This is a genomic window from Niallia sp. FSL W8-0951, from assembly GCF_038006525.1.
GTDB lineage: Bacteria > Bacillota > Bacilli > Bacillales > Cytobacillaceae > Niallia > Niallia circulans.
On sequence record NZ_JBBOVK010000001.1, the window covers coordinates 1,261,881 to 1,275,199 of the forward strand.

The 13,319-nt window shown below is 33.7% G+C and carries 15 protein-coding genes; 11 read left to right on the forward strand and 4 right to left on the reverse strand.

Annotated elements, in window-relative coordinates; genetic code table 11:
* Positions 1-18 precede the first annotated feature (18 nt).
* From odhB to tnpA, 6 genes are all read left to right on the forward strand, one after another.
* A complete protein-coding gene (gene odhB, locus NSS71_RS05920) occupies positions 19-1,269 on the forward strand; it encodes a 2-oxoglutarate dehydrogenase complex dihydrolipoyllysine-residue succinyltransferase (RefSeq protein WP_061798876.1) in 1,251 nt (416 codons plus the stop codon).
* 615 nt (positions 1,270-1,884) lie between these two features.
* The gene (locus NSS71_RS05925; protein ID WP_047943397.1) at positions 1,885-2,085 is read left to right on the forward strand and encodes a hypothetical protein; all 201 of its coding nucleotides are present in this window, start codon (positions 1,885-1,887) and stop codon (positions 2,083-2,085) included.
* Positions 2,086-2,154: 69 nt separating this feature from the next.
* Positions 2,155-2,358 (forward strand): DUF6501 family protein, encoded by a 204-nt coding sequence (locus NSS71_RS05930; RefSeq protein ID WP_047943398.1) that lies wholly within the window; start codon positions 2,155-2,157, stop codon positions 2,356-2,358.
* Positions 2,359-2,516: 158 nt separating this feature from the next.
* Positions 2,517-2,897, forward strand: a complete 381-nt coding sequence (locus NSS71_RS05935) for a fluoride efflux transporter FluC (protein WP_061798874.1) — start codon at positions 2,517-2,519, stop codon at positions 2,895-2,897.
* Complete coding sequence (locus NSS71_RS05940; protein ID WP_095257323.1) at positions 2,890-3,252, forward strand: fluoride efflux transporter FluC; 363 nt, start codon at positions 2,890-2,892, stop codon at positions 3,250-3,252. The genes NSS71_RS05935 and NSS71_RS05940 overlap by 8 nt, the downstream gene beginning before the upstream one ends.
* Positions 3,253-3,459: 207 nt before the next feature.
* Positions 3,460-3,945, forward strand: a complete 486-nt coding sequence (gene tnpA, locus NSS71_RS05945; RefSeq protein ID WP_341117765.1) for an IS200/IS605 family transposase — start codon at positions 3,460-3,462, stop codon at positions 3,943-3,945.
* 136 nt (positions 3,946-4,081) lie between these two features.
* Here tnpA and yidC read toward each other — a convergent pair whose 3' ends face one another.
* Positions 4,082-4,870: a membrane protein insertase YidC gene (yidC, locus tag NSS71_RS05950; protein WP_061798870.1), complete on the reverse strand. Its 789-nt coding sequence runs from the start codon at positions 4,868-4,870 to the stop codon at positions 4,082-4,084.
* Positions 4,871-4,899: 29 nt separating this feature from the next.
* Positions 4,900-5,196 (reverse strand): hypothetical protein, encoded by a 297-nt coding sequence (locus NSS71_RS05955; RefSeq protein ID WP_061798868.1) that lies wholly within the window; start codon positions 5,194-5,196, stop codon positions 4,900-4,902.
* A gap of 305 nt (positions 5,197-5,501) precedes the next feature.
* Here NSS71_RS05955 and NSS71_RS05960 point away from each other — a divergent pair, with 305 nt between their 5' ends.
* The 4 genes from NSS71_RS05960 (at position 5,502) to NSS71_RS05975 (ending at position 8,733) form a co-directional block, all read left to right on the forward strand.
* Positions 5,502-6,041, forward strand: coding sequence for a cysteine hydrolase family protein (locus tag NSS71_RS05960; protein WP_047943402.1), 540 nt, complete (start codon positions 5,502-5,504; stop codon positions 6,039-6,041).
* A 27-nt stretch (positions 6,042-6,068) separates the two neighbouring features.
* A complete protein-coding gene (locus NSS71_RS05965) occupies positions 6,069-7,529 on the forward strand; it encodes a nicotinate phosphoribosyltransferase (protein ID WP_144547203.1) in 1,461 nt (486 codons plus the stop codon).
* A gap of 12 nt (positions 7,530-7,541) precedes the next feature.
* Positions 7,542-8,366, forward strand: coding sequence for an ammonia-dependent NAD(+) synthetase (gene nadE, locus NSS71_RS05970; protein WP_047943404.1), 825 nt, complete (start codon positions 7,542-7,544; stop codon positions 8,364-8,366).
* A gap of 184 nt (positions 8,367-8,550) precedes the next feature.
* Positions 8,551-8,733 (forward strand): hypothetical protein, encoded by a 183-nt coding sequence (locus NSS71_RS05975; protein ID WP_047943405.1) that lies wholly within the window; start codon positions 8,551-8,553, stop codon positions 8,731-8,733.
* A 74-nt stretch (positions 8,734-8,807) separates the two neighbouring features.
* Here the strand turns inward: NSS71_RS05975 and pflA are convergent, their stop codons facing one another.
* A complete protein-coding gene (pflA, locus tag NSS71_RS05980; protein WP_341151364.1) occupies positions 8,808-9,539 on the reverse strand; it encodes a pyruvate formate-lyase-activating protein in 732 nt (243 codons plus the stop codon).
* A 100-nt stretch (positions 9,540-9,639) separates the two neighbouring features.
* Positions 9,640-11,883, reverse strand: a complete 2,244-nt coding sequence (gene pflB, locus NSS71_RS05985; protein WP_047943407.1) for a formate C-acetyltransferase — start codon at positions 11,881-11,883, stop codon at positions 9,640-9,642.
* Between the two features lie 482 nt (positions 11,884-12,365).
* On the opposite strand from pflB, the gene NSS71_RS05990 reads away from it, so the two are divergent.
* Complete coding sequence (locus tag NSS71_RS05990) at positions 12,366-13,319, forward strand: lysylphosphatidylglycerol synthase domain-containing protein (protein WP_053215737.1); 954 nt, start codon at positions 12,366-12,368, stop codon at positions 13,317-13,319.

Sequence of the window (13,319 nt, forward strand, 5' to 3'; positions counted from 1 at the left end):
TTGAGGGGGAAAATTAAAATGGCAGAGATTAAGGTACCAGAATTAGCTGAATCAATTACCGAAGGAACTGTAGCCCAATGGTTAAAGAAAACAGGGGAATATGTGGAAAAGGGCGACTATATTGTTGAATTGGAAACAGATAAAGTAAATGTGGAAATTATTTCTGAGGAAAGTGGAATCATTAAAGAATTAAAAGCAAATGAAGGAGATACGGTTCAAGTCGGAGAAACAATTGCTATAGTCAGCGCAGAAGGAGCTCCTGAAGAACCACAGGCAGTAGAAGAAAAAAAAGCTGAAAAGATTGAAACAGAAGCTCAAACTACAGAGGAGCCAAAGGAACAAAAAGAAGAACAAGTTAATAAACAACATCCTATTGCTTCACCAGCTGCTCGCAAGCTGGCAAGAGAGAGAGGAATCGATTTAACAGCAGTCCAAACGAATGATCCATTAGGAAGAGTAAGAGCGCAAGATGTTGCAGCACATGATCAAAAGGCGGCTGCATCAGTTTCAGCACAATCAGTACAAACACCGAAAGTTGAAAAGGCAGCACCTGCTGTAGAATCAGATAATCGAGTGGAAAGAGTGAGAATGACAAGAAGAAGACAAACAATCGCTAATCGATTATTAGAGGTTAAACAAAATACGGCAATGCTAACTACTTTTAATGAAGTTGATATGACTAATATTATGGCCTTAAGAAATCGTAGAAAAGATGCATTTCAAAAAGAGAATGATGTGAAGCTTGGCTTTATGTCTTTCTTTACTAAAGCTGTCGTAGCAGCTCTAAAGAAAGCGCCATTATTAAATGCAGAAATCCAAGGTGACCAAATTGTCTTAAAAAAATACTATGATATCGGTATTGCTGTATCAACAGATGAAGGGCTTGTTGTACCAGTCTTAAGAGACGCTGACCGGAAAAACTTCGCTGAAATAGAAAGTGAAATTTTAGACTTTGCAAGTAAAGCAAGAAGTAATAAACTATCATTAAGCGATTTACAGGGTGGGACATTTACTATTACAAACGGCGGTGTTTTTGGATCTTTGTTATCTACTCCAATTCTTAACGGACCACAGGTCGGTATACTTGGAATGCATAAAATACAGCTGCGTCCTGTGGCAATCGATGCTGAGAGAATGGAAAATAGACCAATGATGTATTTGGCTCTGTCTTATGATCACCGCATCATTGATGGAAAAGAAGCAGTTACATTCCTAGCAAGAATAAAAGATCTACTAGAAGATCCTGAGTCGCTATTGTTTGAGGCTTAATTACTTCGCTAAATATAGATACAGGGAGTTTCTATTATCGGGAACTCCCTGTATCTTTTTATAATAGAATAGTATTTGAAATCGTACAAAAAGTGTTGATTTGAACCAATTTCAAAGGAATTTTTCTGGATGCAAAGCACAGTACAAATCCTTTATCTACGGGTCTTTGCTAAAAGAATAATATATCATTACATGGTAGGAATCTATCAATATCTGACAGATGATGCTCGGGTACATAAAAAATTATTTGATGGAAACATCAATTATCGATTTTCAATATTGATGATCAAAAACAAGTGTATTGAGAATTATACGTGTACCACGTATAGATTTACTGATTTTAGAAGAATTTGAAGACTATTACCCAAGTGGTAATAATAATTTATGTAAACGAAAGATCGTTACTGTTCATCAAGAAGAAAAAACTCGGAAGTATTTACCTGTATTTTCCATAAATCGATAAGGCTCAAAAAGGAAATCACAGGAGGAAGAAGGAAAGTATACCAAGATAGAAATTAAATAAAATGTTACATTAATATAATAATTATTTTGGTTTAAGAGGTAGTTTTCCTGTGGTATAGAATACTAACTACATCATAGAAGGAAGGTCATAATATGTATATTCAAGAACATAAAAACATTTATGTCATCAAATATAATCATACATTCTATTATGCAATGGATTTCAAACGCATGGATTGGATTAATGGCATATGCTACATGACTTTTTTACAAGTAGACACAGGAAAATGGTTTACATTTGAAAGAAATAGGATTAAGTGGATGGAAAAGGAACAACAGAATTTAGTTTCATAACAGAACCTGTTGCACTATGTATCGGTTTCCCTTTATACTAGGATAGTACTAGATGAAAGGAGCAATAAAATGATACATGAAAACTGGGAAAAGAAACCATCTGTTAAAAAAGTAAAATGTATACATACAGATGCAAACAAATACATTGTTAATAGAGTGTTAACAGTAGGAAAAGAGTATGAAGTAAAGAATGAGACAGAGGAATTTTACTTTGTTGTAGATAACTCTGGTAAAGTTGGCGGTTTTTACAAAGATTATTTTCAAACAATATAAGAAAGATAAGATGTCTTTTATGATAGAAAAGCTATGAGGTTTATAGGAATGAAATGATAGAAAGAATTCCTTTGAAAATCATACCTATTCTTTTCATTAGACATCTTTTTTGTATCATAATCCTGAATTGATTTTATTAAATAAAGGAATGAATAATTATGAGTTATATATTTGTTGGTATTGGCGGGGTGATAGGGAGCATTTTGCGATTTATTGTAGGTCAAATTCCTTTTGACTATGATTTTCCCCTGCAAACATTGGGAATTAATATTGCTGGTTCCTTTATATTAGGCTGGTTTACCAGCGCCATTATAAAAAAACAAAAGTTAAAATCAGAATATACTGCAGCCATTGGAACAGGCATGATTGGTTCTTTTACTACTTTATCAACACTCAGTCTGGATACTGTTCAATTGCTAATTGCAGGTAGTCCTGTGCCCGCTATTAGTTATGTTGTTGGTAGTGCCGTATTTGGAATTAGTTTTGCGTATTTAGGAATGAAAATTGGAGAAAGAAAATGGAGTAAATCAAATGGTTAGTAATCTTTTGTTAATTGGAGTTGGCGGTTTTATTGGCGCTATTTCTCGTTATTTTTTTATAAATGAACTAAAAAAAATAATGGCATCGTCTATCCCTATTCCGACCATGATTGTCAATATAATCGGATCGTTTCTACTAGGATTAATTGTAGGAATGGGTGTGAATGTCAATGCCTATTTTATTTTAGCAATTGGTTTTTTAGGAGCATTTACAACATTCTCTACTTTTGCTGTTGAGGCAGTAACATTATGTCGAGAAAAGAAAAAAGGAGGTTTTTTCTTTTATATTTTGGGGACCTTTTTAGGCGGGATTTTATTTTGCTTTGCAGGATGGAAATTTGGTCTCTATTTCTAAACAAAATGTCTATTTAAAAAAGGACAAATTTTACATGTAGCCAAGTGCTCTTTACGTAAAATTTGTCCTTTATTTATAGAAAAGAAAACCCTGGGCTATGCCTAGGGTTCCAAAAAGCTTACAGCGCGGTATTAAAAAAACTTCCTCTTGGTGCTAAAATATTTTTTGGTTCGCCAACCGAAAATAAATAGCCAGGAGGAAGTCCTTATGTCAAAAGACAATAATAGTTTAGCACACACAACTTGGAATTGTAAGTATCACATAGTATTTGGACCAAAATATAGAAGACAAATTATTTACGGGAAAATAAAGAAAGATATTGGGCAAATCTTACGTACCTTATGTGAGAGGAAAGGCGTGGAGATAATAGAAGCAACAGCGTGTAAGGATCACGTACATATGTTAGTGAGTATTCCGCCAAAATTAAGTGTATCAGCATTCGTAGGCTATCTAAAAGGGAAAAGTAGCTTGATGATATTTGATCGACATGCACAATTGAAATATAAGTATGGAAATCGAAAATTTTGGTGTACAGGATATTATGTAGATACGGTAGGAAGAAACAAAAAGGTAATTGAAGAATATATCCGTAATCAAATACAAGATGATATAGTCGCAGAACAATTAACAATGATGGAATATATTGATCCATTTACAGGGGAAGAAGTGAAGAAAAAGAAACGAAAAAATTAGGAGAGAAGGCCTTTGAGGTCTGGCCAGTAGAAGTAGTACAATTGGCGAACCTTTCAGTAGCCCTTTAGGGTTTGGTCAGTAATAAAGGCTTTCAGCCGCAGAGAAAACCACCCGTTCTCACGGGTGGTCCTTATTCTTATTTATCTGCCGCTATCTTTTTATTATTAGGTTGGGGCGGATATAGCTTTCTGCCGATTAAAGATTGGAAGATAAGGAAAGTTCCACCGACTGTCCAATATAGTGGTAGAGCTGCTGGAGCATTTAAAGACACTATTACAATCATAATAGGAGAAATCAATCCTATTTTACTCATTTGCTTTTGTTGTTCTTGTGTCATGGTACTTTGCGATACTCTAAATTGTAAATAATAAACAATACCTGCTAACGCGGTTAGAATTAAATCTGACTGTCCTAAATTAAACCATAAAAAGGAGTGGCTAGCTATTTCTTGAGAACCACGTATTGCATAATAGAATCCCATTAAAATCGGCATTTGAATCAGCATTGGTAAACATCCAATATTAAGTGGGTTAATATTATTTTTTTTGTAAAGATCCATCATTTCCATTTGCAGTTTTTGCTGTTCTTTTTGATCTTTAGTGGCCTTAATCTTTTTCTGAATTGCTTCCATTTCAGGTTTAATTGTATCCATTTTTGATTTCATTAATTGTTGTTTTTTATATTGCTTCAGCATTAAAGGCATTAAGACAAGTCGAATTACTAAAGTGATCAGAATAATCGCAAGGCCGTAGCTTCCAGCAAATACATCTGCTGTTCCGTGAATAATTGCCGTAAAAGGCTCAACAAATATTTTATGGAAAAACCCATCATTATTTCCACTTGCTGATGAGGAACAAGCACTCAGTAGAATAGTTGATAAACCTAATAGCATGATTAGTAATGTATTTTTTGATAATATTTTCATTGTAATTCCTCCAAATTGTTAATTAAATACTAGCTAACAAAGGAGGTAATTGGTTTCTCAGGATCATCATGGGAACTCTCTATTCTTTTACGGATATTTTTAACAATCCAGTGCAAAATAGGAGTATTATATTTTTGAACATTCATATTTATTGTTGTGATAGAAACATCTAATGACAACTTTTCATCCGTTGCAAAGAATTCTTGCTGAACCGTTGTCTTAATGTTCCAATCCCATAAATATTTCAGTACTAGACCTACTAAAAATGTATAGTAAACCGTTTGATAACTGGGAAAAAACGTTAAGTCTAATAATAAATCAATCATTTATACACCTCATTATTAGTGAACAAATAAAATTATATCTAAACTAGTGTGGAAAAGCAATTAACAACTAGGGATAAAGGTCAATATTACAGATAATAAGGATATTTTATGACATTTTTAAATGTTGAATGATAAAACATAGTTCCCTTCTAGAGAAACAATTTGAATAAAATCAGGAAGAATTAAGTATTTACAATAGGAAAAAATAAAATGAATGGTATAATAAAGGATAGTTTAAATATAAATCAAGGTGTTTTCTTATAGGATGTTTTTAATAAGTTCTGTAGAAATTAAGGGGGGATTTAATGAAAGCTCTAATTAATATTGATTACACTTTTGACTTCGTGGAGGGCAATTTACCATGTGGTGAACCAGGCATTGCCATTGAGAATGAAATAGTCAACATTACGAAGAATTTTATCGATAATGATGATTTAACCGTGTTTGCAATTGATTTGCATACATTAAATGATCCATATCATCCAGAGTCAAAGCTTTTTCCACCTCATAATATTGCTGGCACAAGAGGAAGAGATTTATATGGAACACTTCAAAAAACTTATGAAGATCACAAAGATTTAACCAATGTGTATTGGATGGATAAAACTAGATACAGTGCTTTTGCAGGCACTGATTTACATATAAAATTGCAAGAGAGATCCATTAAAGATATTTATCTAGTTGGCGTTTGTACAGATATATGTGTGCTGCATACTGCTGTAGATGCTTATAATCTTGGTTATAATATTCATATATATGAAAATGCCGTTGCTTCATTTAATGAAATCGGCCATCAGTGGGCATTGGAACATTTTAAAAATGTACTAGGGGCTACTATCCTTTAGTCGTTTAGGGGTTGCAGGAGGACTATAATGAGTTTTAATTTTAAAGATGACAGTTTAATGTTACATACGGACTTATATCAAATTAATATGGCTGAAACATACTGGGAGGATGGCATTGCTGAAAAGAATGCTGTTTTTGAAGTATATTTTAGAAAATTGCCTTTTAATAATGGCTACGCTGTTTTCGCTGGTTTAGAACGAGTGATTCAATACCTAGAGAATCTGCAATTTTCTGAAGGGGATATTGAATACTTAAGACAAGAAGGGTTTAAGGAAGATTTCCTAGCTTATTTGAAAGATCTCCGTTTTACTGGAAGTCTAAGGTCAGCAGCAGAAGGAGAAGTGGTTTTTGCAAATGAACCTTTAATGAGAATTGAAGCACCACTTGCCCAAGCACAAATTGTTGAAACAGCTATCTTAAATATTGTGAATTACCAAACATTAATTGCAACAAAAGCTTCTAGAATTAAAAATGTAATTGGTGATGGAATCGTAATGGAGTTTGGAAGCAGACGTGCACATGAACTTGATGCAGCATTATGGGGGACAAGAGCTGCTTTTATCGGTGGCTTTAATTCCACCTCAAATGTCAGAGCAGGTAAATTATTCGGTATTCCGATTTCTGGAACGCATGCCCATTCCATGATTCAAGCCTATCATGATGAGTATATAGCTTTTCATAAATACGCACGAAGACATAAGGATTGCGTATTTTTAGTAGACACATATGATACTTTGCGTTCTGGAGTTCCTAATGCTATTCGCGTTGCAAAGGAATTAGGCGATAGCATAAATTTCCGAGGGATTCGACTGGATAGCGGTGATTTAGCTTATTTATCAAAAGAAGCAAGAAAAATGCTAGATGAAGCCGGCTTCTATGATACTAAAATTGTTGCAAGCAATGATCTAGATGAATACACGATTATTAACTTAAAAGCACAAGGCGCAAAAATAGATATTTGGGGAATTGGAACCAAATTAATTACAGCATATGATCAGCCAGCACTTGGCGGCGTATATAAGCTCGTTTCTATTGAAGATAAAGAAGGCAATATGCAAGATACGATTAAAATTAGCGGAAATCCAGAAAAAGTGACTACTCCTGGATTAAAAAGGGTATATCGAATTATAAATGATATAAATGGCAAATCTGAAGGGGATTATATCTGTTTAGAATCCGAACATCCTGAAAACGAAGAACGCTTAAAAATGTTTCATCCAACCCACACGTATATCAGCAAATTCGTGACTAATTTTAATGCAGTAGATATCCATCAAGATATTTTTAAGGATGGTAAGTTAATATATGCAACCCCAGATATCGTCAGCATTCAAAAGTATTCAGAGCAAAGTTTAGAAATACTTTGGGATGAATATAAGCGTTCCTTAAATCCTGAGGAATATCCTGTAGATTTAAGCCCTTTATGCTGGGAAAATAAAATGAGTCATATAGAAAAGGTAAAAGTAACAATTCAAAAACGCAAATGAGGAGGAAAAAGCATGCGTCAGCTACAAGAAAAAATTATGAAGGATTTAAACGTACAACCTGAAATTAATCCAAAACAAGAAATTGAAAAAAGAGTCCAATTTTTAAAGGATTACGCTAAGAAAGCGAAAGCAAAAGGATTTGTTTTAGGGATTAGTGGTGGACAAGATTCATCATTAGCAGGAAGACTGGCACAATTAGCAGTAGAAGAATTACGAGCGGAAGGCTATAACGCAACTTTTGTAGCGGTAAGATTGCCATATGGAGTTCAAGCAGATGAAGTAGATGCAAAACGTGCAATGGAATTTATAAAAGCGGATAAGGAATATGTATTTAATATTAAAACTCCTGTAGATGACGTGAAGACTGTTTATGATAACATGAGTGAAACTCCATTAGCTGATTACCATAAAGGGAATGTAAAAGCTAGAATGCGGATGATTGCGCAATATGCAATTGGCGGACAAGAAAATTTACTAGTGATAGGTACTGATCATGCTGCAGAAGCTGTTACAGGATTCTTTACAAAGTATGGAGATGGCGGTGCAGATGTTCTACCGTTAACAGGATTATCAAAAAGACAAGGAAAGCAATTATTAAAAGAGCTGAATGCAGAAGAGGCTCTATATCTGAAGGTGCCAACTGCCGATTTATTAGATAATAAACCAGGACAAGCTGATGAAACCGAACTTGGTATCACTTATGATGAATTAGATGATTATTTAGAAGGAAAAGAAGTTACACAAGCTGTTGCAGAAAAGATTGAAGCTCGTTATTTATTGACAGAGCATAAGAGACAAGTACCTGCATCAATGTTTGATGAATGGTGGAAAGAATAGTAGAAAAGAAGAAGAGACCGATAATCGTTTATTCGGTCTCTTTTTATTGGCAATATTCTCTCTTAAATTAATGACACAGCACAAACATGTACCAGGAATGAACATACTCTATAATGTAAGTACAAAATATGTAAATGTTGTTTAACAAAATTTTGTACGAAAAAAAATATAGGAGGGAGATAAAATGCTTAAAATTCTAGGTTTAGACGTAGAAGTTACACTATTAAATATCCCTATATCCTTTGAATCCGAATTATCTGTCGGCTGCAAAAAGAAGTCATGTTGTCCACATTATCCGCCAAGTCCACCAAAACCACCAGGACCTCCATTTCCGCCATATCCCCCATTCGCTAATCGTGATGCTTAAATAGGATAATAGCTAGTAAGAGGCATAGATATCACATAGTAAATTTATGCCTCTTATCTTTGTTTTTAAAACTTTTACATTGTTCTATTTAAAATAGCAGCCGTAAAATCAACTGATTCTTGTGTAGGTGGTTCGATGCCTTTTAAAGGATATTCTAATCCAAGATTCTCCCATTTATATACACCTAATTTATGATAAGGGAGTATATCAATTTTTTCTACATTTTCAAGTGTAGCAATGAAATCACTTAATCTCGTTAAATCTTCTTCTGTATCATTAATTGTGGGTACTAATACATGTCTAACCCATATAGGGACTTTCTTATTAGATAAATAGGCAGCAAAATCTAAAATATGATCATTTCCCATGCCAGTCAATTTAATATGCTTTTTACGGTCAATATGTTTTAAATCAAGCAAAACTAAATCAGTATATTGCATCAACTCATCTAATTGTGTTTGGAAAGAAGGGGCTTTTGAATAACAACCACCAGAAGAGTCAATTGTGGTATGAATACCAAGTTTCTTACACTCTTTAAATAGTTCTATTAAAAATGGTATTTGTAATAATGGTTCCCCGCCACTTACAGTAATACCTCCACCGGATGGTTCGATAAAAGGAAGGTATGTTTTTAAATCATTGATAATGTCCATAACAGACATTTGCTTTCCAGTACCAATTTCCCAAGTGTCAGCATTATGACAAAATTGGCAGCGGAGTAAGCAGCCTTGTGTAAATACTACATAGCGAATACCTGGGCCATCTACTGTTCCAAATGTTTCTATTGAATGTATATTGCCGTTCATGATTATTTCCTCCTTATAATAAACCCGCAATCCAGTATAGTAGCACTGTAAGAAGAAGGGGAGAGGGAACAAGAAAATCCCTCAGCCCAGTCTTTAAGAATTACATTGACTCATGGAAGGTACGACTAATAACGTCTTGTTGTTGTTCACGAGTTAATTTGATAAAGTTAACTGCATATCCAGATACACGAATGGTTAATTGTGGATATAATTCTGGATGTTCCATTGCATCTAACAATGTTTCTCTATTAAATACGTTAACATTTAAGTGGTGCCCAGCTTTTGTTGCATACCCATCTAAAATAGATACTAAGTTATTTGCCCGAATATCATCTTCCTTGCCTAAAGCTTTTGGAACAATAGAGAATGTATTGGAAATACCATCTAATGAATAATCGTAAGGTAACTTAGCAACAGAAGATAGGGATGCTAAAGTTCCTTTTGTGTCACGACCATGCATAGGGTTGGCTCCTGGAGCAAAAGGTTCTCCTGCACGACGTCCGTCTGGAGTATTACCTGTTTTCTTACCATATACAACATTAGAAGTGATGGTTAAGATAGACATAGTATGCATAGAATTACGATATGTTTGATGCTTACGTAATTTTTTCATAAAGCTTTCAACTATCTCAACTGCAATACTATCAACCGCATCGTCGTTGTTACCATATTTCGGGAAATCTCCTTCCGTTTCAAAATCTACAGCAAGACCGTTTTCGTCTCTAATAACTTTAACTTTTCCATGTTTAATTGCACTTAATGAGTCAGTAACTACGCTTAATCCGGCAATACCTGTAGCCATTGTACGAAGAATCTCTGTATCATGAAGAGCCATTTCAATTCTTTCGTAGCTATATTTGTCATGCATATAATGGATAACGTTTAATGTGTTGATATAAAGGCCCGCTAACCATTCCATCATATTATCAAATTTTTCGGTAACTTCTTTATAGTCTAGGTATTCAGAAGTGATTGGTTCAAATTTAGGTCCAACCTGAATTTTTAACTTCTCATCTTTACCACCATTAATTGCGTATAATAAACATTTTGCAAGGTTAGCACGAGCTCCAAAGAACTGCATCTGCTTACCAATTTCCATTGCTGAAACACAACATGCAATTCCGTAATCATCGCCCCATTGAGGTTTCATAATATCATCATTTTCATATTGGATCGCACTTGTTTGAATCGACATTTGCGCACAGAATTTCTTAAAATTATCTGGTAACTGTGTAGACCATAGCACAGTTAAATTTGGCTCTGGTGCAGGTCCTAAGTTATCTAAAGTATGAAGGAAACGGAATGAGTTCTTTGTTACTAAAGGTCTTCCGTCATTAGCCATACCACCAATTGATTCTGTTACCCAAGTAGGGTCACCGCTGAATAATTCATTATAGTCAGGTGTACGAGCAAATTTTACAAGGCGTAGCTTCATGATAAAGTGATCCACAATTTCTTGTACTTCTTTTTCTGTTAATGTACCATTTTCTAAGTCTCTTTCTACATAAATATCTAAGAAGGTAGATACACGGCCTAAGCTCATTGCAGCTCCATTTTGTTCTTTTATTGCTGCAAGGTAGGCAAGATAAACCCATTGGAATGCTTCTTGGGCATTTGCTGCTGGTCTTGATAAATCAAATCCATAGCTTGCACCTAATTCTTTTAATTCATGTAGAGCACGAATTTGTTCAGAAAGCTCTTCTCTTAAACGAATTGTTTCTTCTGTCATAACAGAACTAGTTGCTTTTTTATCTTTTTGTTTTTCATTAATTAAGAAATCAACACCATAAAGTGCAACGCGACGATAGTCACCAATAATTCTTCCGCGACCATAAGCATCAGGAAGACCTGTAATGATGGCAGCTTTTCTAGCTAATCTCATTTCGTCTGTATATGCATCAAAAACTCCTGCGTTATGGGTTTTACGATGTTCAGTAAAGAATTTTACTAATTCTTCATCCGCTTTATAGCCGTATGATTCACAAGCTTGAACAGCCATTCTAATACCACCGTTAGGTTGGAAAGAACGTTTGAAAGGCTCATCTGTTTGTACTCCGACAATTTTTTCTTTTGATTTATCTAAGTACCCAGGACCGTGAGAAGTAATGGTAGACACGATGTCAGTATCTAAATCGTAAACGCCGCCTCGTTCTCTTTCTAATTTACTTAATTCCATTACTTGTTCCCATAATTGTGTTGTTTCTAATGTAGGACCTGCTAAGAAAGCAGAATCTCCATAATATGGTTTAAAGTTTTTCAGGATGAAATCACGAACATTTACTTCTTTCTGCCATGATCCATTTTTAAAGCCTTCCCAATAAGTAGTTGTTTCAACTTTTTCCATTATAATCACCTCATGATTTAATAAAAATATATAACAGAAAGCTTTTTTCTTTCTGTTTTAACTATAACAGATAATATGTGAGAACAATCACAATAAATGTGTACATCTCGCGAATATTCTGTGTCTTATATGTGAACTTCAATAATATCAATGGTTCCTAGAAGTTACTTTAAAGAGATAGAAGAAAAAGGCTAAGAAAAAACTTTACATCTGTTATATATATTTATGTTGTTTTTATTATACTGTTATACAATAGGGGGAGTTTTCATCATGGAGCATAGAGAAAGGAAGTGGAGAAGTTTTCCATGCAATAGAATATTGATATTCATTTTGACCATACTATTGGATAGTAAAAAAGCTATTTAAATAAAAATTTTTTGAAGAAAGTTCCGTTTCTTTTCTTCCATATATAAGGTAAGATTAATTTTAGGTCTCTATTACTAGAATTAACATAAGCAAAAGAAATGTATGAGGTGGTAAATATGTCAATCAGAAAAAAAGAAATCTTAATTAATATAGTGAAGATATTACTGCCGATTGTTATATTTATCATCGTTTTAAGAGAAATTAAAAACATGATTGTATCAGCAGATATAAACCAATTATATGAATATTTACAGACTATACCCTTTCATAGTTTGTTTTACATTGCAATAGGGGGATTCGTTGCGATTCTTCCCATGTTTTTTTATGATTTTTTTCTTGTAAGACATTTAAAGAAGCCTGTTCCTATTGTAAAAGTAAGTAAATACTCGTTTATTAGTAATTCTTTTTCAAATTTAATTGGTTTTGGTGGTTTAATAGGTATTGCCTTACGAAATTTCTTTTATAAACGATATGAAACAGACCGAAAAAAACTGTTTAAAGGGATTGCTATTGTAACAATATTTTATTTATCTGGGATTAGCTTATTGTCTTGGATTGCTATTCTTTATAGTAAAAGACTGAATTTAATGGAAGATCATATTTGGATATTTGCAGCTATTATAGTAGTGGGATTAATCTTTCCAGTGCTGCTAGTAAGTTATCAGAAAGCAAAACAGCATAACTTTGTTTTTAACAAAAATCAGATAGTTGGTTTAATCATTGTTTCTCTATTAGAATGGATATTTTTATTTGCATATTTATATTTTATTGCCAAAATAATAGCATTGCCAGTATCTATTGGGGATTTTTTCTTGCTTTTCTTAGTTGCTGCGTGTACTGGAATAATCAGTATGATACCTGGAGGGATGGGTTCTTTTGAATTAGTATTCTTATGGGGAATAGAATCTTTAGGGATTGAATCAGAACAAATGTTAATAGTCCTTTTTTTATATAGGGTTGGATATTATCTTTTACCATTTTTATTGGCAGCTTTTCTATTCTTATTAGAAATTGTAAAAAATATAAAGAAAAATGCGGCAGCCTATCTAAAGGGCTTATCAAGTGAATAA